We start from the raw sequence: 24,104 nt of genomic DNA, 5'->3' as shown, positions 1-24,104 counted from the left end.
GGCGGGTAAGCGCTAGCGCCACCCGCCACAAACTTATTTAAACCCTTTCGCCGTTTTTATCAAATCATAGGCTTTCTGAATTTCCTGCGCTTTCTGCTTCGCCATCTGCATCATCTCCGGCGGCAGCCCTTTGGCGACCAGCTTGTCCGGGTGATGCTCGCTCATCAGCTTGCGGTAGGCGCGCTTAATGACCGTGGGATCGTCGCTGCTCTTTACGCCCAGCACATTGCAGGCGTCTTCAAGCGTTGGGCCGCGCTGTTGCTGCTGGAAACCGCCTCCCTGCTGTTGGCTATAGCCGCCGCCAAACTGCTGGCCGCCTTCCATCATGCGCAGGAACTGATCGAACTGAACGCGTGAAATACCGAGCTCTTCTGCAATCACATACAGCACCTGACGCTCGTTAGGGTGCAACGAACCATCGGCGAAGGCGGCCTGAATCTGGATTTCCAGAAACATCCTAATCAAATCAAAACGCCCAAAACAGACGCTGCGCAGCTGTCGCATTTTCTCACGCAGCGGATAGCCGTTCTCTTTACCGACGCGAAAAGCGTGCTGCGCCGCGCTTCGGGCGTCGCCGTGCAGCTGCATTCGGTCCATCAAAAGAGAGGCTATCTGAATATCCGCCTCGGTAACGCGTCCTTTAGATTTGGTCAGATGCCCCATCACTTCAAAGGTGGTGCTAAAAAACAGCGACTGCCGCTGCTGTTGATTAGAAAACCAGGCGCTACGGCGGCTGCGCATCTTGTCGATTGCATGGCCAATCAGCAGCCCCAACACCACGCCCCAGAAGCCACCGCCCATAATAAGTGCTATTGCGACACCGAGTACTTTACCCCAATACTGCATATACTCCCCAAATCGTCATGCTGTCGGCTAGAATTTGCTTTATCATACCCGTCATTGATAGCGGTGCCTAACGGCAGGCTGCTGAACGGGCAGGATTAACACTAGCGCTGTGGTGATGAGTAAGTTAGTCTCTGACCGTTTGCCGACGCTAAGCCATTGATGATGGAACAACGAATAACACGTATGAAAAAACGTATTCCCACCTTGCTGGCCACCCTGATTGGCTCAGCGCTTTATAGCCAACAAGGTATGGCTGCCGATCTTGCCTCGCAGTGTATGCTGGGCGTACCCAGCTATACCCGCCCTTTAATCAAAGGCGATACCAATAATCTGCCGGTTACGATTAATGCCGACCACGCGAAAGGCGATTATCCTGACAACGCGGTCTTTACCGGTAATGTGGATATACAGCAAGGTAACAGCCGTCTGCAATCCGATGAAGTTCAGCTGCATCAGAAACAGGTTGAAGGGCAGCCCGATCCCGTGCGTACGGTAGACGCGCTGGGTAATGTGCACTACGACGATAATCAGGTCATCCTGAAAGGTCCTAAAGCCTGGTCAAATCTGAATACGAAAGACACTAACGTCTGGGAAGGCGACTACCAGATGGTTGACCGCCAGGGGCGCGGCACGGCCGACGTAATGAAGCAGCGTGGCAATAACCGCTACACCATTCTTGATAACGGAACATTCACCTCCTGCCTGCCCGGTTCAAACACCTGGAGCGTTGTAGGGAGTGAAGTGATTCAGGACCGTGAGGAGCAGGTTGCCGAAATCTGGAACGCCCGCTTTAAGCTTGGCCCGGTGCCTGTGTTCTACAGCCCTTATCTGCAGTTGCCGATCGGCGACAAACGCCGTTCTGGTTTCCTGATCCCGAATGCGAAATACAGCACGAGGAACTATTTCGAGTTCTCGCTCCCCTATTACTGGAACATTGCGCCAAACTTCGACGCCACTATTACGCCGCACTATATGGATAAACGCGGTGGGATCCAGTGGCAGAATGAATTCCGTTACCTTACCCATGCTGGGGCGGGCGTTATGGAGTTCGATTACCTGCCTTCGGATGATGTTTATCAGGATACTTACCCAAACGAGGATTCAAAACATCGCTGGTTGTTCTACTGGAATCATAGTGGGGTATTGGATCAGGTATGGCGATTTGGCGTCAACTATACCAAAGTAAGCGATCCATACTACTTTAATGACTTTACTTCAAAGTACGGTTCCAGCACCGACGGCTACGCGGCGCAGAAATTCAGCGTGGGTTATGCTGTTGAAAACTTTGATGCCACTCTTTCGACCAAACAATTCCAGGTCTTTGATTCCCAACGCTCGCGTAACTCATACCGCGCGGAGCCGCAGTTAGACGTTAACTATTACCAGAATGATGTGGGCCCTTTCGATACGCGTATTTATGGTCAGGCCGTTCACTTTACAAACGTGAATGAAAATCTGCCGGAAGCCACGCGTCTGCACATTGAACCTGTTATCAGCCTGCCGCTCTCAAACGGCTGGGCGAGCCTGAATACCGAAGCCAAGATGATGGCGACGCATTACCAGCAAAGTAACCTCGAAGAGTACCGTTACTACGTCAGAGGTAATGCCACAAACCTTGCTGCGGCTAATAAACTGGATGAAACCGTTAACCGCACGCTGCCACAGTTTAAAGTTGACGGTAAGCTAATTTTCGACAGGGATATGGATTCCGCCGCGGGTTGGGCACAAACGCTGGAGCCCCGTGTACAGTATCTGTATGTTCCTTATAAAGACCAAAGCAACATCAATAACTACGACTCATCCCTGCTGCAATCCGATTACAGCGGTCTGTTCCGCGATCGTAGCTATGGCGGTCTGGACCGTATCGCCTCAGCCAACCAGGTGACTACCGGGTTAACCTCACGTATTTATGATGATGCGTCGATTGAACGTTTTAACGTTTCTGCGGGTCAAATCTACTACTTCACCCAGTCGCGTACCGGCGATGATAATATCAACTGGGAGAAGGATAAACAGACGGGCGCCGTTGTCTGGGCCGGCGATACTTACTGGCGTGCAACCGATCGCTGGAGTTTACGCGGCGGTCTGCAATATGATGCCCGCCTGGATAATATCGCCACCGGTAACGGTGCGGTTGAATACCGTCGCGATGCCGACCGTATGGTGCAGTTGAACTACCGCTACGCCAGCCCGGAATACATTCAGGCTACGCTGCCAAGTTTTGCTACAGCCAGCCAGTACAAAAAAGGTATTTCGCAGGTGGGTATGACGGCAAGCTGGCCGGTCGTCGATCGTTGGTCGGTCGTCGGAGCGTACTACTACGACACTAATGCGCAACAAGCGGCAGACTCCATGCTTGCCGTGCAGTACAGCTCGTGCTGTTATGCGATTCGTGTTGGTTACGAGCGTAAAATTAACGGCTGGGAAGACAATCAAAGCAAATACGACAACGTATTCGGCTTTAACATCGAGTTACGCGGCCTGAGTTCTAACTATGGCCTGGGCACACAGCAGATGTTGCGCTCTAACATCCTGCCGTATCAGAGCTCGATGTAATTCACTAAGTCTTAAAAACGTAATCCGCTTTGCGGCCAGGTAAAATTGGGAAAAGTATGAAGAACTGGAGAACGCTGCTTCTCGGTATCGCCCTGGTGGCGAATACCACCTTCGCGGCGCCACAAGTAGTCGACAAAGTAGCAGCCGTAGTGAACAACGGGGTAGTCCTTGAAAGCGACGTCGATGGCCTGATGCAATCGGTGAAGTTAAACGCTCAGCAAGCGGGTCAGCAGCTGCCGGATGACGGTACGCTGCGCCACCAGATCCTGGAACGCCTGATCATGGACCAGATCGTCCTGCAGATAGGCCAGAAGATGGGCGTGAAAATTACCGACGAGCAGCTGGATAAAGCCATTGCCGACATTGCCGCGCAGAACAAAATGAGTATGGATCAGATGCGCAGCCGTCTGGCCTATGACGGTATCAATTACAATACGTACCGCGCGCAGATCCGCAAAGAGATGACCATCTCCGAAGTGCGCAATAACGAAGTGCGCCGCCGCGTCACCATTCTGCCGCAGGAAGTCGATGCTCTGGCGCAGCAGGTCGGCAGTCAAAACGACAGCAGCACCGAGCTGAATCTGAGCCACATCCTTATCCCGCTGCCGGAAAATCCAACGTCCGCTCAGGTTGACGATGCGGAAAAGCAAGCGCGTGATATCGTTTCCCAGGCGCAAAACGGCGCGGACTTCGGCAAGCTGGCCATCACTTATTCTGCCGACCAGCAGGCGCTGAAAGGCGGCCAGATGGGCTGGGGCCGTATCCAGGAGCTGCCGTCGATTTTCGCCCAGGCGCTGACCACCGCGAAAAAAGGCGATATCATCGGCCCGGTGCGTTCCGGCGTTGGTTTCCACATCCTGAAAGTGAACGATCTGCGCGGTCAGTCCCGGAGCATTGCGGTGACCGAAGTCCATGCCCGCCATATTCTGCTTAAGCCATCGCCGATCATGACCGATAGCCAGGCGCGCCTGAAGCTTGAACAAATCGCCGCGGACATTAAAAGTGGCAAAACCACCTTTGACAAAGCCGCGAAAGAATTTTCTGACGATCCAGGCTCTGCCAACCAGGGCGGCGATCTGGGCTGGGCTTCCGCGGATATCTACGATCCCGCCTTCCGCGATGCGATCATGAAGCTGAACAAAGGCCAGACCAGCGAGCCCGTTCACTCCTCCTTCGGCTGGCATTTGATCGAGCTGCTGGACACCCGCAAAGTCGACAAGACTGACGCGGCACAGAAGGATCGCGCGTACCGTATGCTGTTCAACCGTAAATTCTCTGAAGAAGCGCAAACCTGGATGCAGGAACAGCGCGCCAGCGCTTACGTGAAGATTACCGGCAGCAATGGCTAACGTCTCTCGCGTGACCCTCACTCCCGGCGAACCCGCCGGGATTGGTCCCGACCTGGTCGTCGCGCTCGCGCAACGCGACTGGCCTGTTGAGCTGGTCGTCTGCGCTTCCCCCGAATTATTGCTTGAAAGAGCCGCCCTGCTTGGCCTGCCGCTGACGCTCCAGCCTTATCAGCCCGCTCGTCCGGCCACGCCTCAGGCTGCAGGAACGCTGACTATTTTGCCCGTCGCCCTGCATGCTCCGGTAGTCCCCGGCCAGCTGGAGGTGCGTAACAGCGCTTATGTCGTTGCAACGCTGGCTCGCGCCTGCGACGGCTGCCTTAACGGCGAGTTTGCCGCGCTGATTACCGGGCCGGTACACAAAGGCATCATCAACGATGCCGGCATCCCGTTTATCGGCCATACGGAATTTTTCGAAGAGCGCTCGCAAAGCGAGAAAGTTGTGATGATGCTGGCAACCGAAGAGCTGCGGGTTGCCCTGGCGACCACGCACCTGCCGCTAAAAGCGATTAGCGATGCCGTTACGCCAGATTTATTACGCCAGATAATTTCCATCCTGTATCATGACCTGCAAACTAAGTTTGGCATTGCGCAACCTCATGTGCTGGTGTGCGGCCTGAATCCCCATGCGGGGGAAGGCGGCCATATGGGCACAGAAGAGATTGATACCATTATTCCGGTACTCGACGAGATGCGCGCGCGGGGGATGAACCTCTCAGGCCCGCTTCCGGCAGACACGCTTTTCCAGCCGAAGTATCTCGACCACGCCGATGCGGTGCTGGCGATGTATCACGATCAGGGTTTACCGGTATTAAAATACCAGGGCTTTGGCCGCGCGGTGAATATCACCTTAGGCTTACCTTTTATCCGCACGTCGGTTGACCACGGGACTGCTCTTGAACTGGCAGCCCAGGGAAAAGCCGACGTCGGCAGTTTTATTACGGCGCTTAATCTCGCCATCAGAATGATTGCTAATACTCAATGAATACTCGCGTCCACCAGGGCCACCTTGCCCGTAAACGTTTTGGACAAAACTTCCTTAACGACCAGTTCGTTATCGACAGTATTGTCTCCGCTATCAACCCGCAGAAAGGCCAGGCGATGGTAGAAATCGGCCCCGGCCTCGGCGCATTGACCGAACCTGTGGGTGAGCGACTGGACGAAATGACCGTCATCGAGCTCGACCGCGATCTGGCAGCTCGTCTGCAGACTCATCCTTTCCTGGCGCCCAAGCTTACGATTTACCAGCAGGACGCCATGACCATGGACTTTGGCGAGCTGGCAAAGAAAATCGGCCAGCCGCTGCGCGTGTTCGGCAACCTGCCGTATAACATCTCTACGCCGTTGATGTTCCATCTCTTTAGCTATACTGATGCCATTGCGGATATGCATTTTATGCTGCAAAAAGAGGTCGTCAACCGTCTGGTTGCAGGACCAAACAGTAAAGCGTATGGTCGTTTATCGGTAATGGCGCAATATTACTGCAACGTCATCCCGGTGCTCGAAGTGCCGCCAACGGCCTTTACGCCCGCGCCGAAAGTGGATTCAGCGGTGGTACGCCTGGTGCCGCATGCGACGATACCACATCCGGTAAAAGAGCTGCGCGTGTTAAGCCGCATCACGACCGAAGCGTTTAACAAGCGCCGTAAAACGATTCGCAACAGCCTCGGCCATCTGTTCAGTGCAGACGTCATGGCGGAACTGGGTATCGATGCGACCCTGCGCGCTGAGAACATCTCGGTCGCCCAGTATTGCCAACTGGCAAACTACCTGGCTGAGCACCCGCAGCCGAAGGAGAGCTAACGATGTTAAATTCGCCCCGCGTATGTGTTCAGGTACAAAGCGTTTATATCGAATCTCAGTCTTCCCCGGAAAACGAACGTTTCGTTTTTGCTTATACCGTAACTATCCGCAATCTGGGGCGAACGCCGGTGCAGCTGCTTGGCCGTTACTGGCTCATTACCAACGGAAACGGCCATGAAACCGAAGTGCAGGGCGAAGGCGTGATCGGCGTCCAGCCCCACATCGAACCGGGCAATGAATACAGTTACACCAGCGGCGCGGTGCTTGAAACGCCGTTGGGCACCATGCAGGGCCATTACGAAATGGTCGATTCTCAGGGCGAGGCTTTCCGCGTCGCTATTCCCGTCTTCCGTCTGGCCATTCCAGCCTTCATTCACTGATACGATGTCTACATACCTGATTGGCGATGTTCACGGCTGCTACGACGAACTGATCGCCCTGCTGCAACAGGTTGAGTTTACGCCTGGCAAAGATACTTTATGGCTCACGGGCGATCTCGTCGCGCGAGGTCCAGGCTCCCTGGAGGTGTTGCGCTACGTCCGCGCTCTGGGCGACAGCGCGCGTATGGTCCTCGGCAATCACGACCTGCATCTGCTGGCGGTTTACGCAGGCATCAGCCGCAATAAACCTAAAGATCGCGTCTCTCAACTGCTTGAAGCGCCGGATGCCGACGAGCTGCTTAACTGGCTGCGTCGCCAGCCATTGCTTCAGATCGATGAAGAGAAAAAGCTGGTCATGGCGCACGCCGGGATCACCCCGCAGTGGGATATCGCTACGGCTGTCGCCTGCGCCCGAGATGTGGAAGCGGTGCTTTCCAGCGACAGCTATCCGCTGTTCCTCGACGCCATGTATGGCGATATGCCAAACAACTGGTCGCAGGATCTTACCGGCCTCGCCCGCCTGCGCTTCATTACCAACGCGCTCACGCGCATGCGCTACTGCTTCCCGAACGGCCAGCTGGATATGTACTGCAAAGACACGCCGGAAAGCGCGCCTGCGCCGTTAAAACCGTGGTTTGCGATCCCGGGACCGGTGACGGCTGCTTATTCAGTCATCTTTGGTCACTGGGCCTCGCTTGAAGGCAAAGGAACGCCGGTTGGCATCTACGGTCTGGATACCGGCTGCTGCTGGGGCGGGGAGTTAACCTGCCTGCGCTGGGAAGACAAAACGTATTTTGTTCAGCCGTCGAACCGTCAGGCCGATACCGGCGACGGTAACTCAGCCGTAGCATCATAAAAAAACCCGGTTAATACCGGGTTTTATTTTTAGCGACGCTCCAGAATCTCGAAGCAGTAACCGTGCGAGTTGTTCTCGTCGGCGTCGTGGAATTCGCTGAACGTTGACTGCCACTCGTCCGGATCGTAGTCCGGGAAGTGCGTGTCGCCTTCCACTTCCGCATCAATGTGCGTCAGATACAGGCGCTGCGCTTTTGGCAGAAACTGTTCATAGACGCGTCCGCCGCCAATCACCATGATCTCTTCCGCATCACCGCAGGCGCTGATTGCTTCATCAACGGAACCGACCCACTCGACGCGATCGTCAGTGCCCGGTTTGCTGCTGATAACAATGTTCTTGCGGCCGGGTAACGGGCGGCCAATAGATTCCCATGTCAAACGTCCCATCACGACCGGTTTATTTAACGTATTACGTTTAAACCAGGCCAAATCGGCAGGTAAATTCCAGGGCATGGCGTTTTCCATGCCGATAACGCGATCTACCGCTAATGCAGCAATCAGACTGATCATTCTGTTAATCCAGGGCTGGTGAAAAAATTGCCGCCACTATACGTAAAGCGCATTCTTTCGTCGACTGCCCTTACCCTTCGCGACAAAAATTATTTTTGTTCTGCTACGGCGGGCAGAAAGCGCCGCCTCATCAGTGCTAACCCGAACAAGGAGTTAGCGAAAAACACCGGGGCATATCATTAAAAAGGGCCTGTTCATCACGGACGCCGCTATAAGTTTATGCAGCGGCTGGAGTATAATTTGTTTTTATTTCACGCGCTGGATACCGTCATGCTGGAAACCACTCTCTTCGTCGCCACCATCGCCACATTAGGCATGCTTTCTCCCGGCCCGGACTTCTTTCTGGTCATAAAGAACGCCGCGCGCTACACGCGCCCGGCGGCAATGATGACCTCCCTTGGTGTGATAAGCGGCGTAGCAACCCATATGACCTATTGCGTTGCCGGGCTCGCCGTTGTTATCACCACCACGCCATGGCTGTTCGGCCTGCTGAAATATGCCGGCGCTGCGTATCTGGTCTGGGTTGGCCTGCACGCCCTGTTTGCCCGCGGCGGCAGCAAAATGGACGTCAGCCAGATTGCCCGTCAGCAAACCACGCTCCGAAAAGCGTTTCTACAGGGCTATCTGTGCAACCTGCTGAACCCAAAGGCCACCCTGTTCTTTCTGTCGATCTTCACCCAGGTGTTAAGCATCAACTCAGGCATGCTGGATAAAATGTGGTATGCCGGCGTAATCCTTATGCTCTCCGTCATCTGGTGGCCGCTGCTGGTGGTGTTAATCCAGAGCGCGCCGGTTCGCCTGGGACTGGCAAAAGCGCAGAAAATCGTTGATAAACTGCTGGGCGGGATGCTGGTTGCGCTGGGAATTAAGGTCGCGCTGAGCTAACTACTGACGGGCGCAGCAATGCTTACCTGCCCTGGCGGTTAGTTGTAAGGCAGGTAAGCGTTAGCGCCATCTGCCGGAGCTTATCCCTCAGGCTTCGCCGGCGGCTCATCCGTCAGCTTACCGGTATGCTTCCCTTCCTCCGTTCCCTGCCAGCCGTGCCGCTGGATGACGTTCAGATGCGCGCGATCTTCGTTAATCACTTCGGTCAGCATCGCGCTGGTACGTTTAAGCGCGTCTGCGCGAGCTGGCATATCCGCTGCGGCAACCATCTCTTCCACCATTTGCATATTAAAACGACGGAAATGGTCGGCTCGCTCGCGTGCTTCATAACCGCCAACGCCCAGCCCTTCCAGCGCGCGGCGGCCCACCTTCAGGGCGCTTTCAAAGGTTTCACGCTCCGGCTGCTCAACGCCCGCCTGACGCAGACGGATAAAGTGATCAAGATCGCGCGCTCTGGCGATGATCTGCAAATGCGGGAAATGCTCCTGCGCCAGCCCGGAAAGCTTGAGACTGGCATCAGGATCGTCGATGGCGTTGATCAGCACTTCTGCTTTTGCCGCGCCGGCAGATTCCAGTAAATCTACGCGCGTGGCGTCGCCATAGAACACTTTGGTGCCAAATTTACGCAGCGTTTCGATATGATCCGGATCGTGATCGAGCACCACCATTTTTACCCCGCTGGTCAGCAGCAGACGCCCGGCGATTTGCCCGAAGCGGCCAAAGCCCGCCACGATGACCCGCGGCTGCTCTTCGTCGATTTCATCCGCCTCGCGCGCCTGCACGTTGGCTGATTTTTCCAGACGACTAAGCAGCACCAACAGCAACGGCGTGGCGGCCATGGAAAGCGCGACGACAAGCGTCAGGGATTTTGCCCAGCCGTCATCGAGCACCTCAGCCATTCGCGCCGCACCGAAAATGACAAAGGCGAATTCACTGCCCTGCCCTAATAAAACAGCAAACCAGCGGCGCTGTTTTTGCGGCACCTTTAGCGGCTTAGCAACGAGCCACAGCATCAGCGTTTTGATAGCCAGGAAGCCTGCCAGCAGCGTAATAATGCGCAGCGGATTGTCTACCAGCGTACCGAAGTCTATCGACATGCCGACGCCGATAAAGAACAGCCCAAGCAGCAGGCCTTTAAAGGGTTCGATATCGCTCTCCAGCGCGTGACGATATTCCGAGCTGGCCAGCAGTACGCCCGCCAGAAAAGCTCCCATCGCCATCGATAATCCGGCTTCTTCAAGCAGTAAACCAAATCCGAAGACTAAAAATAGCGCCACGGCGCTGAACACTTCCCGCAGGCCCGAGCGGGCAACGAAGCGCAATACCGGGCGCGTAACGTAGCGGCCAAGCAGCACAACCAAAGCCAGCGCGCCAGCCACTTTCAGCGCTGAAAGAGAGAAGGCGGCGAAAGTTGTGGTGGCGCCGCTGCTCGCCAGCAGCGGGATCATCGCCACCAGTGGAATAGCCGCGATATCCTGGAACAGCAGCACGGCAAAAGCGCTGCGGCCCATCTGTGAAATCGTCAGGTTACGCTCGTTCATGGCCTGCATGGCAATCGCCGTGGAAGAGAGCGCAAGCGTTAAGCCGATTAATACGGCCACCTGTAAGCCGAGCCCCATCAGCATGCAGAACAAACCGAGAAACAGACCGCACGCCGCCATTTGCAGCATACCGCCGCCAAACACCGAAGCGCGCAGCGTCCACAGGCGCTTAGGGTCCAGCTCAAGTCCGATAACGAACAGCATCAGCACGACGCCAATCTCAGCGAAATGCAAAATCGCCCCGGCGTCCGTAACCAGCCGCAATCCCCACGGGCCGATGATACAGCCGGCAATCAGGTAGCCGAGCACCGAACCTAAACCCAGGCGTACCGCGACAGGGACAATGAGCGCGGCGGAACCGAGGTAGATCAACGCCTGAATCATGCTGTGGCTATCCATGGTTCGCCACCTGCCAGTCGATTAAACGCTGTTTATAAAGCTCAGCCTGTACGTCAAGCGTGTTCTCATCGCAAACAAAGGTGAAATGGATGGCAAAACTCGGTAGCCATCTCATACCGCAGTAGAGCGCGGTCGCCTGCAACGGCTGCGCCAGCACGTCGAAACCGGGATGGTCGCCCAGCTCGAAATGCCCTTCTCCACCGCCGGTCGTCACGGCCCAGAGCACATTTTTTTCGTGCAGCGCCGTACCCCCGCGCCCGTAAGCCCAGCCGTGGGAGAGAACTTTATCGATCCACAGTTTCATCAGCGGCGGCATGCTGTACCACTGCATCGGGTGCTGCCAGATAACCAGATCGGCCCGGCTTAGCGCTTCCTGCTCAGCGGCGATATCAATATTAAAATCGGGATAGAGTTCATATAACGAACGAACTTCCACGTCGGGCAACGTGGTGGCCCGTTCCAGCATTTTGCGGTTGGCGTGGGAGTGGTGCGGATAGGGATGCGCATAAATAATCAGGAGCATAAGTTAGCCTGTTGTTTTACTGCTTTCTTGTCCCAAAGGAGTGTAGACAGTAATTCAACAGGCTAATAGTCAATATTGTTGACGGGTTAAGCGGATAAAACTGAATTAGTTATCCAGCTCGCCCATCGACTTAACCTGGTCGCGATTGATCTGCTCGGTCTGGCCGGTTTCCGCGTTTTTATAAGATACCAGCCCGGTATCGTCATCCACCTGCGGTTTGCCGTCGGTGACGATGGTTTTGCCGTCGGTCGTTTTTACCGCCTGGTTAGACGAACAACCCGCCACGGTAAACAGCGTTGCGGCAGCGAGTACGGAAGCCATCAGAATTTTGTTTTGCATGTTGCTCTCCCTGTTTGCAGTCATTTTTCAGCAGCTAAAACCAGACTGTAGTCGGATTCTCCGGCCAGCGGGGAAAATGCAGAACACTCTGAGGCCGCTCGCCGCGGTCGCAAGGCGGCTTAACCTTTCTGCACAAAACCATCCTGATAAATCACCGTTTGCAGCACCTTGCCGTTGGCATCAAAGGTTTTCGCTTCGCCGTTCGCCACGCTCCCTTTATAGGTGATGGTCGTACGCAGCTTACCGTCCTGCGTATAGCCCTGCGAGAGGCCCTCCGCCTTACAGTTAACCAGCGGCGTATGGGTTCTTAACTGGCCGTTCGGATAGTAAATATCCAGATAGTCGTTAAAGCAGCGGTTCTTAACATTTGTTTCGAATTTTTTATTGCCGTTGGCATATTTCTCGACCAGCTTACCTTCAGGCACCTTATCCGCCACGTTAACAACCGGAACCGCCAGCTTTTTCTGCGGCGTCGGATCGTCCTGTAACCCTTTGGCATAATCCGGCGTCATGCCCATCGCATCGATGGTATTGGTTACCGAAGAGGAAAATTCCGCGCAGCCAGAAAGCAGCAGGGCCAGAGACAGCAAAGTAATTGAACGTTGCACAGTAAACTCCTTTTTTAGGTGTAGCCGTAACATGTAATTAACGGAGCGCGGGCACAACCGCCAATATTGGTGGTTAAGGCAATAAAAAACCCGCCGAAGCGGGTTTTGGGATTAATCCGAGGAGATTACTTCGTGATTTGCGCGTGCATTTCCTGCACCGAAATCACCTTCTCGGTGGCGTCCGCGTTCAGCGCCATGGCCGTGGCGAAACCGCCGTTCAGCGTGGTGTCGTAATGCACTTTGTATTGCAGCGCGCTGCGGCGGATAAGTTTGGAATCCTCAATCGCCTGACGGCCGGCGGTGGTGTTGATGATGTAGGTGTATTCGCCATTCTTGATACGGTCCTGAATGTGCGGACGACCTTCATGCACCTTATTCACCAGACGCGGGTTAATGCCCGCTTCGCCCAGCACGATAGCCGTGCCGTGGGTCGCGTCGAGCTCAAAGCCCTGTTTAAGCAGCTTGGCGGCGAGATCCACCACGCGCTCTTTATCGCCTTCGCGGACGGAGAGCAGCGCGCGGCCCGGTTTACGCATCGTGGACTGGCTGCCCAGCATCGCTTTCGAAAAAGCTTCTGCGAAGGTGCGGCCGACGCCCATCACCTCGCCGGTAGAGCGCATTTCCGGCCCTAACAGCGGGTCCACGCCCGGGAATTTGTTAAACGGCAGCACCACCTCTTTCACGGAGTAGTAAGGCGGGATGATTTCTTTTGTCACGCCCTGCTCAACCAGCGTTTTGCCAACCATCACGCGCGCGGCAACCTTCGCCAGCGCCACGCCGGTTGCCTTGGAGACAAACGGCACGGTACGCGCGGCACGCGGGTTCACCTCAATCAGGTAAACTTCGTTGTCTTTCACCGCAAACTGCACGTTCATCAGGCCGCGCACCTGCAGTTCAAAGGCCAGCTTCTGCACCTGCTGGCGCATCACGTCCTGAATTTCCTGGCTCAGCGTATAGGCTGGCAGAGAACAGGCGGAGTCGCCGGAGTGCACGCCCGCCTGCTCGATGTGCTCCATAATGCCGCCAATCAGCACGGTTTCGCCGTCGCAGATGGCGTCCACATCCACTTCTACCGCGTCGTCCAGGAAGCGGTCCAGCAGCACCGGCGCATCGTTGGATACGCTGACCGCCGTCTGGAAGTAGCGACGCAGGTCCGCTTCGTCATAGACGATTTCCATCGCGCGGCCGCCCAGGACATAAGAGGGGCGCACCACCAGCGGATAGCCGATTTGCGCCGCTTTCTCTACGGCCTGCTCGATTGCGGTAACGGTGGCGTTCGCAGGCTGTTTCAGCTTCAGGCGGTCAACCGCATGCTGGAAGCGCTCGCGATCCTCAGCGCGGTCGATTGCATCCGGGCTGGTGCCGATGATCGGCACGCCGGCGGCTTCCAGCTCACGCGCCAGCTTCAGCGGAGTCTGGCCGCCGTACTGCACGATAACGCCTTTAGGCTTCTCGACGCGGACGATCTCCAGCACGTCTTCAAAGGTGACCGGTTCGAAATAGAGGCGGTCGGACGTATCGTAGTCGGTGGAGACGGTTTCCGGGTTGCAGTTAACCATGATGGTTTCATAGCCATCTTCGCGCAGCGCCAGGGAAGCGTGCACGCAGCAGTAGTCGAACTCAATGCCCTGGCCGATACGGTTCGGCCCGCCGCCCAGCACCATGATTTTGTCACGGTCGTTATTCGGGTTAGCTTCGCACTCGTCTTCATAGGTGGAGTACATGTACGCGGTGTCGGTGGAGAACTCCGCCGCACAGGTATCCACGCGCTTATAAACCGGGTGCAGCTTGTACTGCTCGCGCAGCTTGCGGATTTCGGATTCGCGCACGCCGGCCAGTTTCGCCAGGCGCGCATCGGCAAAGCCTTTACGCTTGAGCACGCGCAGGAAATCGTAATCGAGGCCGGTGATACCCACCTCCTCCACTTTTTCTTCCAGACGCACCAGCTCTTCAATCTGTACCAGGAACCAGCGGTCGATGTTGGTCAGGTTGAATACGCCATCGACGGAGAGGCCCGCGCGGAAGGCGTCGGCAACGTACCAGATGCGTTCGGCGCCGGCGTCTTTCAGCTCGCGGCGGATTTTGGTCAGCGCTTCCGGGTCGTCCAGATTCACTTTCGGATCCAGACCGGTGGCGCCCACTTCCAGACCGCGCAGCGCTTTTTGCAGGGATTCCTGCTGGGTGCGGCCAATCGCCATTACTTCGCCGACGGACTTCATCTGCGTGGTCAGGCGGTCGTTGGCGCCGACAAACTTCTCGAAGTTAAAGCGAGGAATTTTGGTTACCACATAGTCGATAGACGGTTCGAACGAGGCTGGCGTTTTGCCGCCGGTGATGTCGTTCATCAGCTCATCGAGGGTGTAACCCACCGCCAGCTTTGCGGCAACCTTCGCAATCGGGAAGCCGGTTGCTTTCGAGGCCAGCGCGGAGGAGCGGGAGACGCGCGGGTTCATCTCGATAACGATCAGGCGGCCAGTCTTCGGGTTTACCGAGAACTGCACGTTGGAGCCGCCGGTTTCCACGCCGATTTCACGCAGCACCGCCATCGAGGCGTTACGCATGATTTGGTATTCTTTATCGGTCAGCGTCTGGGCAGGCGCTACGGTGATGGAGTCGCCGGTGTGGATGCCCATCGGGTCGAAGTTTTCGATGGAGCAGACGATGATGCAGTTGTCGTTTTTATCACGCACCACCTCCATCTCGTACTCTTTCCAGCCGATGAGCGACTCGTCAATCAGCAGCTCTTTGGTCGGGGAAAGATCCAGGCCGCGCTCGCAGATTTCTTCGAACTCTTCGCGGTTATAAGCGATGCCGCCGCCGGTGCCGCCCATGGTGAATGATGGACGGATGATGCACGGATAGCCCACGTCTGCCGCAACCGCCAGCGCTTCTTCCATAGTGTGGGCGATGCCGGAACGCGCGGTGTCGAGGCCGATTTTTTTCATCGCCACGTCGAAGCGACGGCGGTCTTCCGCTTTATCAATCGCGTCGGCGGTAGCGCCAATCATGGTGACGCCGAACTCGGCAAGCACGCCCTGACGCTCCAGCTCCAGCGCGCAGTTCAGCGCCGTCTGGCCGCCCATGGTCGGCAGCACCGCATCCGGACGCTCTTTTTCAATAATTTTGCGTACCACTTCCCAGTGAATCGGCTCGATGTAGGTCGCGTCGGCCATTTCCGGGTCGGTCATGATGGTGGCCGGGTTAGAGTTCACCAGGATGACGCGGTAACCCTCTTCGCGCAGCGCTTTACACGCCTGCGCGCCGGAGTAGTCGAACTCGCACGCCTGGCCGATAACAATCGGGCCCGCACCAAGGATCAGGATGCTTTTAATATCTGTACGTTTTGGCATTTTTTAGGGCTCCTGATACTTACTTGCTAAAAAGAGTGGCGACAGAACGGTAGTGCTTAATCAAGTCGATAAAGTGGTCGAACAGCGGTGCGGCATCGTGCGGCCCCGGGCTCGCCTCCGGGTGCCCCTGGAAGCTGAACGCCGGCTTATCGGTGCGATGGATGCCCTGTAAAGTGCCATCGAACAGCGATTTGTGCGTTACGCGCAGGTTTGACGGTAGCGTGTCTTCTTCAACTGCAAAGCCGTGGTTCTGCGCGGTAATCATCACGCAGTCGCGGTCGAGATCTTTAACCGGGTGGTTGCCGCCGTGGTGACCAAACTTCATCTTCACGGTTCTGGCGCCGCTTGCCAGAGCCAGCAGCTGGTGGCCAAGGCAGATACCGAATACCGGCACCTCGGTTTCCAGGAAGGATTTGATGGCGCTAATCGCGTAATCGCAGGGCGCCGGATCGCCCGGGCCGTTGGAGAGGAAGATGCCGTCCGGATTCATCTTTAATACTTCCTGCGCGGAAGTCTGCGCCGGAACAACCGTCAGGCGGCAGCCGCGGTCAACCAGCATGCGCAGGATGTTGCGCTTCACGCCGTAGTCATAGGCCACCACGTGGAACGGTAAATCTTCTTCTTTTGCCGCTTCCGGCAGCTCGCCTTCCAGCGTCCAGCTCCCCTGCTGCCAGGCGTAAGATTCTTTGGTAGCCACTTCTTTGGCAAGGTCCATACCGTTCAGACCCGGGAACGCTTTGGCTTTCTCAAGCGCCAGCGCCGCGTCAACGTTATCGCCCGCGATGATGCAGCCGTTCTGCGCGCCTTTCTCACGCAGCAGACGCGTCAGCTTACGGGTATCGATATCGGCAATCGCCACGATGTTATGGCGCTTTAAGTAAGAAGAGAGGTCCTCGGTATTGCGGTAGTTGCTGGCAATCAGCGGCAGGTCGCGAATGACGAGGCCCTGCGCATGTACCTGGGAGGATTCTTCGTCGGCGGCGTTGGTGCCGACGTTGCCGATATGAGGATAGGTAAGAGTGACGATCTGGCGGGAGTAGGAAGGATCAGTGAGGATTTCTTGATAACCGGTCATAGAAGTGTTGAAAACGACTTCTCCCACTGCCTGACCCGATGCCCCAATGGCCCGACCGTGGAATTGGGTTCCGTCTTCCAGAACCAATATTGCTGACTTAATCAAAACGTCCTCCAGGGGAATAAACATTCAATTTATTCGCATATTAATTCAAAACCCATCTCTGAATCAAATGCAAAACAGCCTGTCATTCGGATTTTTGACAAACGGCGGCATTCTAAGGAGAGGAGGAGTAAAAGTCTACCTTATCCCGAACTTTTTATCGTTATTTTGCCGGACTGGTCAGAAATATCGGCACTGACAGGTAAAACGAGCAGCTAACGCAGCCGAAGTAATCGATTGCGAGGCAGAAAGAATAGAAATTTATCCCCGCGGGTCAGCTAAAGTAGACCATATGGTCAAATTTAACCTTCCACTAACAAAAAAGTTGAGGATAAACGTTTTTTATGGGCATTTGAGACAGAAAGTATGGAATAAGGCGCAAAATAAAAAAGGGCAATAAATTATTGCCCTGTCAATCAAAGAATTACGATTGTAATAACCACATCACGATGGGTAATAACGCTTACAAATTATTAAGATCAAGCACGTCACGCATGTCGTAAAGGCCATTTTTCTTGCTGCTTAACCATAAAGCAGAGCGAACGGCGCCATTTGCAAATGTCATGCGGCTTGAAGCCTTATGGCTGATTTCAATGCGTTCGCCGATATCAGCAAACATTGCGGTATGCTCACCCACAATGTCCCCGGCGCGCACGGTCGCAAAACCAATAGTTCCAGGCACTCGTTCTCCGGTATAGCCCTCGCGGGAATAGACCGCGCACTCTTTTAAATCTTTGTCCATAGCCTGCGCAATGGCTTCTCCCATCGCCAGAGCGGTGCCGGAAGGCGCATCCACCTTGTGGCGGTGGTGGGCTTCGATAATTTCGATATCGGTATAGTCACCCATTACTTTGGCCGCTTTTTCCAGCAGCTTAAGCATGACGTTCACGCCCACGCTAAAGTTCGCCGCAAAGACAATCGGGATCGCTGCCGAAGCATCAACAATCGCCTGTTTGCCCGCATCGTCAAAGCCCGTGGTGCCAATGACCATCCCTTTGCCGTGCTGGCAGCAGAAGGCGAGATGGCTCAGCGTGCCTTCCGGACGGGTGAAATCGATAAACACGTCAAAATCGTTAACCACTTTATCCAGGCTGTCGCTGACGATTACGCCCGTTTTCGCAACGCCGGCCAGCTCACCCGCGTCGCTGCCGACTAAAGATGAGCCCGCGCGCTCAAGCGCTGCGCCAAGCTTTACGCCGTCCAGCTGTAAAGCCGCCTGAATAAGCTGTCGTCCCATACGTCCGCCCGCGCCCGCAATGGCGACGCGGATCTGTGCTGCGTCCATATTCACTCTCTTTATTAATCTGCTTACAAAACATTCTCAGGTTAACCAGCCCCGTGAAAGGCCGCCAGCCGAAAACACCAATAATTAGAAATTTATGTCAAACCGCCGCAGTTATCAGTAAAAGCCGTTATTTCCTCATAAAAAACAGGGGTTAATTAAAACCGCACGACTCACGTATCACAAGCGCCGGCGGCAGAATAATACGCTTCGGCGGCTCGTCGTTACCCTGAATACGACTGAATAAGAGCTCTCCCGCTTTGCGGCCAATCTCTTTGGCCGCGACCGAAACCGTAGTCAGCGCAGGCTGTACCAGCGCAGCCTCTGTGACATCGTCAAAGCCCACCAGCGCAAAATCCTTGCCCGGCGAGCGTCCCATTTTGCGTAAGGTCTGCATAACGCCAAGCGCCACGATATCCTGATAACAGACGGCGGCGGTAATCTCCGGATAGCGCCGCAGCAACGCCTCAGCCACCCTGGCGCCGTCGCTCTGGCTGGCAGCCGAAGAGACGACCCACTCGCTATTTGGCTGAATGTGATTCTCCAGCAGCTTGCTGCTGTAGCCGCCGATACGCTGCGCGCGGGTAATAGAATTTTCGCCGCCGCCGATAAAAGCGATATGACGGTGGCCCAGACGCAGCAGGTGCTGGGTCGCCAGCTGCGTACCGAGAAAATTATCCGTACCCACAAAATCGAAATCTACGTCATCCAGCGGACGCACTACCATTATCGCCGGAATATTGCGGCGTTTGAGCGTTTCAAAAAACAGCGGGGGCGTTTCGCGCGCGGCGCACAGCACCATGCCGCAGGCATTATTGCGCATCAGGGAATCTACAAACTTCTGCTGCCGCTCCCCTGACTCCTCGCTGTTTGCCAGAAACAGCAGCAGATCGTGACGCTCCATCTCCTGGCTTAACCCCGCCGTCATCTCGCCGTAAAACGGATTGGTGATGTCATGCAGCAGCAGGCCAACCTGATTGCTGGTGCGGTTGCGGAGATTGGCAGCGGTCTGGTTATAGACATATCCCAGCTCATCAAGCGCCTGCATCACGCGATTTCGCGTGGCGTCGGAAATGCGGCCACGGTTGCGCAAAACCATTGAGACGGTAGCCGTTGAAACGGAGGCGCGCTTTGCAACCTGGGCGAGAGTGACGGTGCTCATTTTCTTTCCTCAAACGACAGCCATGCAAAGAGATTAATCGAATAACCAAAAAAATGCATTTTCACCTGTGAAAGCCATCACAGATAACGGCTCTTCTGCGCATCTTTTGCGAAAACTGGCGGGTTAATCGCGTTTACCAGGCTGTTCATAATGGGTTAATCGATTAATCTTGAGCTATCAATTTCAGGGAGCCAACTATGAAACATGCGTCATACGACAAATATCCCGAAGTACGCATAGCGGGATTCCAGAGCCAGGCGTGGCAAGGCTGGAAAGATATAGAGCAAGCCGTGCGACGGCGTTTGCCCGGCCACGGTAAAACCGTGCTGGTGATAGATTGTTATCCCGGCGTGCGCCATGAAGAACTGCGCGAACACCTGATAAAGCAGCTAAGCCCCGCGCTGCTTATCAACGCCGAAACCGCTCGTCTTAGCGAACGGCATCTGCATGATTTACTGGCGCAAAATCTTACGGACGACCGTGTGTTCGGCGTCCTTTCCTGCCATCAGCTCAATGAATTTTTCTGCCCCGACAAGCTTGCACAGGCACGGCGCGAGGTCGATAACGTCACGGAAGGTCTGGTGGTGGTTTACGGCCCGGGCGCGGCGCTTGTTCATGAGGGCGATATCCTCATTTACGCCGATCTGGCGCGCTGGGAAATTCAGCAGCGCTTCCGCACGGGCGAGCTGGGCAACTGGGGCGCGAACAACGAAAGCGAAGATATTCTGCGTCGCTATAAACGCGCTTTTTTCATTGAGTGGCGCGTGTTCGATCGCCATAAAACGCCGCTGCTTAAACGCGCCGATTTCCTGCTTGATACCAATGCTGCGAATGCTCCGGCAATGGTCAGCGGGGAAGCGTTGCGCCATGCCCTGCAAAAAACCACGCGGCAGCCTTTCCGCGTGGTGCCGTTCTTCGACCCGGGCGTCTGGGGCGGGCAATGGATGAAAGACAAGTTTGATCTCGATCCCTCAAAGCCAAACTACGCATGGTGTTTTGACTGTGTGCCCGAGGAGAACAGCCTGTTACTGCGTTTTGGTGACGTGCGGATCGAGATCCCCTCTCAGGATCTGGTATTGCTCTACCCTCGCCCGCTGCTGGGCGAAAAAGTCCATGCGCGCTTTGGCGCGGAATTCCCGATCCGCTTTGATTTTCTCGATACCATCGGCGGGCAGAATCTCAGCTTCCAGGTTCATCCTCTTACCGAATACATCCAGCAGCACTTTGGCATGCACTACACCCAGGACGAAAGCTATTACCTGCTGGAGGCCGAGCCGGGCGCGGAAGTTTATCTGGGCACCAGAACCGGTATTAATCCGCAGGAAATGCTCGACGATCTGGCGAGCGCCCAGCGCGGAGAAAAAGCCTTTGACGATGAAAAATTCGTTAACCGCTTCCCGGCCCGCAAGCACGATCATTTCCTGATCCCGGCAGGCACGGTGCACTGTTCCGGCGCCGGCGCGATGGTGCTGGAAATCAGCGCTACGCCGTACATTTTCACTTTCAAACTCTGGGACTGGGGACGCCTGGGTCTGGATGGGCTGCCGCGTCCGGTACACCTGGAACATGGCGCGGAAGTTATCGACTGGCAGCGTGATACTCAATGGGTAACGGAGCATCTGGTTAACCATTTTGAGCCGATAGCCGAAGGAGACGGCTGGCGCGAAGAACGTACCGGTCTGCACGAACGCGAGTTTATCGAAACCCGCCGCCACTGGTTCAGCAAACCTGTCCTTCACCACACGCAAGGCGGCGTAAACGTGCTTAACCTCGTGGAAGGCAGCGAAGCGCTGGTGGAAAGCCCGGATAACGCCTTCGAACCTTTTGTCGTACATTACGCCGAAACCTTTATCGTTCCGGCGGCGGTGGGCGAATACCGTATTTCACCTCATGGCGCAAGCGTCGGACAGCAGCTCGCCACTATGAAAGCCTGGGTAAGGGGATAAACCATGATCAACGTCATTCTTGCTACGCACGGCCCGCTGGCGGAAGGCATGCTCGCCAGCGCCCGTATGGTGTATGGCGAACTGCCGCACGTCTTTCCGGTCATGCTAAGCGAAACCAAAGGGATTAACAGTTTCCGCGATGAGTTCGCAGCGGTGCTTCATCAGGCCAGCAAAAAGGCCGACGGCGTGCTGGTGCTGTGCGATCTGCAAAGCGGTACGCCCTGGAACGTAGCCTGCCACCACGCCTTCGATCCTGAGACCACGCCGCCGGTGGCGGTGCTTGGCGGCGTCAATTTTCCGATGCTGCTGTTAAGCGACGATATCAAAGAGTACCAGGACGTCAGGCAAGCCGCTGCGGAACTGCTTGAACAGGCTAAAGAGGCGGTGGTGCAGGCGCGCCTGGTTGAAACGACACAATCCGATGATTTTTAAGGGGGAACGATGAGCATTTCCTTTGTACGCATTGACGACCGGGTGATCCACGGCCAGCTTGTCACCCGCTGGGCGAAAGAGCTGCCCTGCGACGGCATCGTCGCCATTGATGACGCGGTTGCCGCCGACCCGCTGCTCTCTTCGGTCATGAAGGGCGCGGTGCAGGATATCAAAGTCTGGCTGTTTGATACCGCCACGGCGATCGAAAAGCTGCCGAAAATCATTGCCAGCGAAAAGCGTTACTTCGTGATAGGCAAATCGCCCGTCACGCTCAAACGCATCGAAGAGGCGGGCGTCAGCCTGCAAAACGCCAATGGCAAAATTAACGTCGGGCCGATGAGCGCCCGCGCCGGCACCACCACCATTGGGCCTAATCAGTCAGTAAGCCCGGAAGAAGCGGCAGCGTTTGATTTTCTGTCGCAACGCGGTCATCAGGTTGAGTTTCGCCTGGTGCCGGACGCCAGCAGCTATGGCTGGCAGGACGCGCGCCTTAAAATTAAATAGGGGAAGGCATTATGGCTTTTGAAGCTGCGTTAATCGGCATTCTTTGTTACCTCGGTGCGCTTAGCAGCCCATGGCTGCTGGGGCTTACCGGAGGCTGGTATTTAATTACCCGCCCGCTGGTTTCAGGAATGTTAGTCGGGTTTATTCTCGGCGATGTGCAAACCGGGATTATCATCGGCGTGGCCGTGCAGGCGGTCTACATCGCGATGGTCACTCCCGGCGGCTCCATGCCCGCCGATCTTAACTTTGTCGCTTTTCCGGCCATCGCGCTGGGCATTTTATCTGACAAAGGGCCGGAGGTTGCCGTCGCCCTGGCGGCAACCATCGGCATTGCGGGCACCGTGTTATTCAACGCCATGCTGGTTCTTAACTCGTGGTGGAACCACCGGGCGGACGTCGCGCTGGAAAATGGCGACGAGCGCGGCGTTTACCTCAACAGCGCTATCTGGCCGCAGGTCACCAACTTCCTGATGCGCTTTATCCCGACGTTTATCGCCGTCTATTTCGGCGCGCAGTACATCAGCGCCTTTATGGACAGCCTGCCGCATATCGTGCTGTCGACGATGAACGTGCTCGGCGGCATTTTGCCTGCGGTAGGTATCGCCATTCTGCTTAAGCAGATAATCAAAAACTACAGCATGCTGATTTACTTCCTGGTGGGCTTTATCTGCATCGTGTTCCTGAAGCTCAACATGGTGGCGCTGGTGATTGTCGGGGCGCTGCTGGCGCTTATCCATTACAACTACAAGCCGGAGCCGCAGGCGGCAGGCGCGGTCAAACCGGCTGATGACGAGGATGAATTCTGATGGAAGAACGTAAACTCACCCGCCGGGATCTCAGGCGCTGCTGGCGTAGCTGGATGATGTACAACCTCTCCTCCATGAGCTTTGAGCGCCTTGAATCCTTTGGCTTCTGCCTGAGCATGCTGCCGGTGGCGAAAAAACTCTATCCCGACGAGCAGGAGCGTAAAGATATGCTCAAGCGCCACGCGTCCTTCTACAATACCGAGCCGCAGCTGGGCGCGATTGTGAACGGCATGGTGCTGGGGCTTGAGGAGAAGCGCGCGAACGGCGAACCGATAGACGGCGAAACCATCAACACCCTGAAAGTGGGGCTGATGGGGCCGGTTGCCGGTATCGGCGACTCCATGATCCCCGGCATGCTGATCCCTATTTTGCTGAGTATCGGCATGGCGCTGGCGGCGGGCGGCAATATCCTCGGGCCGCTGTTCTACTGCGTTGCCTGGCTTGCGATTATCATTCCCGGCTCGTGGTTCCTTTTCCTGAAGGGCTACCGCATGGGATCGACCTCCGTTGAGATGCTGGTCAGCAGTAAATCAACGCGCCTGCGCGAAGCGCTATCGTTGCTTGGCGTCTTCGTTATGGGCGGCGTGGCGGCAAGCTACGTGAAGCTTGGCACCGGGCTGGAGTTCGTCACCAAAGACGGCGTAAATATTCATCTGCAGCAGATGCTGGATGGCATATTCCCGCAGCTTCTGCCGCTGCTGGTGGTGATTGGCACCTGGTATCTGATGGCGAAACGCGGCGTCTCGCCGGTGAAAGCGATGCTGCTGTTGCTGGTGCTGGCGGCGGCTGGCGTGGCGGTTGGGCTGTTTGCTTAAAGGCGGGTCGGGCGGCGGCTCGCGCCTTGCCCGACCTGG

The 24,104-nt window shown here is 55.8% G+C and carries 22 protein-coding genes; 12 read left to right on the top strand and 10 right to left on the bottom strand.

The features are described from left to right. Positions 1-33 precede the first annotated feature (33 nt). Entirely contained in the window at positions 34-846 is an 813-nt protein-coding gene (gene djlA, locus WLO31_RS03105) for a co-chaperone DjlA (RefSeq protein WP_435929057.1), read from the bottom strand. A gap of 183 nt (positions 847-1,029) precedes the next feature. Between djlA and lptD the strand changes: the two genes are divergently transcribed. From lptD to apaH, 6 genes are read left to right on the top strand one after another with little or no spacing between them, the layout of a single operon-like run. After that, the gene (lptD, locus tag WLO31_RS03100; RefSeq protein WP_435929056.1) at positions 1,030-3,402 is read left to right on the top strand and encodes an LPS assembly protein LptD; all 2,373 of its coding nucleotides are present in this window, start codon (positions 1,030-1,032) and stop codon (positions 3,400-3,402) included. Between the two features lie 56 nt (positions 3,403-3,458). Then, on the top strand, positions 3,459-4,751 hold the full coding sequence (gene surA, locus WLO31_RS03095) for a peptidylprolyl isomerase SurA (RefSeq protein ID WP_435929055.1): 1,293 nt from the start codon (positions 3,459-3,461) through the stop codon (positions 4,749-4,751). Further along, entirely contained in the window at positions 4,744-5,733 is a 990-nt protein-coding gene (pdxA, locus tag WLO31_RS03090) for a 4-hydroxythreonine-4-phosphate dehydrogenase PdxA (protein ID WP_435929054.1), read from the top strand. The genes surA and pdxA overlap by 8 nt, the downstream gene beginning before the upstream one ends. Beyond that, entirely contained in the window at positions 5,730-6,551 is an 822-nt protein-coding gene (gene rsmA / locus WLO31_RS03085; RefSeq protein ID WP_435929053.1) for a 16S rRNA (adenine(1518)-N(6)/adenine(1519)-N(6))-dimethyltransferase RsmA, read from the top strand. The genes pdxA and rsmA overlap by 4 nt, the downstream gene beginning before the upstream one ends. Positions 6,552-6,553: 2 nt before the next feature. Beyond that, positions 6,554-6,931: a Co2+/Mg2+ efflux protein ApaG gene (gene apaG, locus WLO31_RS03080; protein ID WP_167611223.1), complete on the top strand. Its 378-nt coding sequence runs from the start codon at positions 6,554-6,556 to the stop codon at positions 6,929-6,931. Between the two features lie 4 nt (positions 6,932-6,935). Further along, entirely contained in the window at positions 6,936-7,787 is an 852-nt protein-coding gene (gene apaH, locus WLO31_RS03075) for a bis(5'-nucleosyl)-tetraphosphatase (symmetrical) ApaH (protein ID WP_435929052.1), read from the top strand. Positions 7,788-7,816: 29 nt separating this feature from the next. Here apaH and folA read toward each other — a convergent pair whose 3' ends face one another. Further along, entirely contained in the window at positions 7,817-8,296 is a 480-nt protein-coding gene (gene folA, locus WLO31_RS03070; RefSeq protein ID WP_435929051.1) for a type 3 dihydrofolate reductase, read from the bottom strand. Between the two features lie 270 nt (positions 8,297-8,566). Here folA and WLO31_RS03065 point away from each other — a divergent pair, with 270 nt between their 5' ends. Continuing rightward, positions 8,567-9,181: a LysE family transporter gene (locus WLO31_RS03065; RefSeq protein WP_435930491.1), complete on the top strand. Its 615-nt coding sequence runs from the start codon at positions 8,567-8,569 to the stop codon at positions 9,179-9,181. An 80-nt stretch (positions 9,182-9,261) separates the two neighbouring features. On the opposite strand, the gene kefC is transcribed toward WLO31_RS03065, so the two are convergent. The 8 genes from kefC to WLO31_RS03025 form a co-directional block, all read right to left on the bottom strand. Continuing rightward, on the bottom strand, positions 9,262-11,121 hold the full coding sequence (gene kefC / locus WLO31_RS03060; RefSeq protein WP_435929050.1) for a glutathione-regulated potassium-efflux system protein KefC: 1,860 nt from the start codon (positions 11,119-11,121) through the stop codon (positions 9,262-9,264). After that, complete coding sequence (gene kefF / locus WLO31_RS03055; protein WP_435929049.1) at positions 11,114-11,644, bottom strand: glutathione-regulated potassium-efflux system oxidoreductase KefF; 531 nt, start codon at positions 11,642-11,644, stop codon at positions 11,114-11,116. Before kefF ends, kefC begins: the two co-directional genes overlap by 8 nt. Positions 11,645-11,749: 105 nt before the next feature. After that, complete coding sequence (locus WLO31_RS03050; protein WP_435929048.1) at positions 11,750-11,983, bottom strand: YgdI/YgdR family lipoprotein; 234 nt, start codon at positions 11,981-11,983, stop codon at positions 11,750-11,752. Between the two features lie 119 nt (positions 11,984-12,102). Further along, a complete protein-coding gene (locus WLO31_RS03045; RefSeq protein ID WP_435929047.1) occupies positions 12,103-12,591 on the bottom strand; it encodes a toxin-antitoxin system YwqK family antitoxin in 489 nt (162 codons plus the stop codon). A 125-nt stretch (positions 12,592-12,716) separates the two neighbouring features. Further along, positions 12,717-15,941, bottom strand: a complete 3,225-nt coding sequence (gene carB, locus WLO31_RS03040) for a carbamoyl-phosphate synthase large subunit (protein WP_435929046.1) — start codon at positions 15,939-15,941, stop codon at positions 12,717-12,719. 19 nt (positions 15,942-15,960) lie between these two features. Then, entirely contained in the window at positions 15,961-17,121 is a 1,161-nt protein-coding gene (carA, locus tag WLO31_RS03035) for a glutamine-hydrolyzing carbamoyl-phosphate synthase small subunit (RefSeq protein ID WP_435929045.1), read from the bottom strand. Between the two features lie 460 nt (positions 17,122-17,581). Further along, positions 17,582-18,403, bottom strand: coding sequence for a 4-hydroxy-tetrahydrodipicolinate reductase (gene dapB / locus WLO31_RS03030; protein WP_435929044.1), 822 nt, complete (start codon positions 18,401-18,403; stop codon positions 17,582-17,584). A 151-nt stretch (positions 18,404-18,554) separates the two neighbouring features. Next, positions 18,555-19,562: a LacI family DNA-binding transcriptional regulator gene (locus WLO31_RS03025; RefSeq protein ID WP_435929043.1), complete on the bottom strand. Its 1,008-nt coding sequence runs from the start codon at positions 19,560-19,562 to the stop codon at positions 18,555-18,557. A gap of 197 nt (positions 19,563-19,759) precedes the next feature. On the opposite strand from WLO31_RS03025, the gene WLO31_RS03020 reads away from it, so the two are divergent. From WLO31_RS03020 to WLO31_RS03000, 5 genes are read left to right on the top strand one after another with little or no spacing between them, the layout of a single operon-like run. Next, on the top strand, positions 19,760-21,508 hold the full coding sequence (locus WLO31_RS03020) for a class I mannose-6-phosphate isomerase (protein ID WP_435929042.1): 1,749 nt from the start codon (positions 19,760-19,762) through the stop codon (positions 21,506-21,508). Positions 21,509-21,511: 3 nt separating this feature from the next. After that, positions 21,512-21,940 (top strand): PTS sugar transporter subunit IIA, encoded by a 429-nt coding sequence (locus WLO31_RS03015; protein WP_435929041.1) that lies wholly within the window; start codon positions 21,512-21,514, stop codon positions 21,938-21,940. A 9-nt stretch (positions 21,941-21,949) separates the two neighbouring features. Beyond that, the gene (locus WLO31_RS03010) at positions 21,950-22,444 is read left to right on the top strand and encodes a PTS system mannose/fructose/N-acetylgalactosamine-transporter subunit IIB (RefSeq protein ID WP_435929040.1); all 495 of its coding nucleotides are present in this window, start codon (positions 21,950-21,952) and stop codon (positions 22,442-22,444) included. 11 nt (positions 22,445-22,455) lie between these two features. Then, on the top strand, positions 22,456-23,250 hold the full coding sequence (locus tag WLO31_RS03005) for a PTS mannose/fructose/sorbose/N-acetylgalactosamine transporter subunit IIC (RefSeq protein WP_435929039.1): 795 nt from the start codon (positions 22,456-22,458) through the stop codon (positions 23,248-23,250). After that, on the top strand, positions 23,250-24,065 hold the full coding sequence (locus tag WLO31_RS03000; protein ID WP_435929038.1) for a PTS system mannose/fructose/sorbose family transporter subunit IID: 816 nt from the start codon (positions 23,250-23,252) through the stop codon (positions 24,063-24,065). Before WLO31_RS03005 ends, WLO31_RS03000 begins: the two co-directional genes overlap by 1 nt. The last annotated feature ends 39 nt before the right edge of the window (positions 24,066-24,104 follow it).

This window comes from Dryocola sharpae (assembly GCF_051307055.1).
GTDB lineage: Bacteria > Pseudomonadota > Gammaproteobacteria > Enterobacterales > Enterobacteriaceae > Dryocola.
This window is presented reverse-complemented; position numbering and strand designations above follow the sequence as displayed.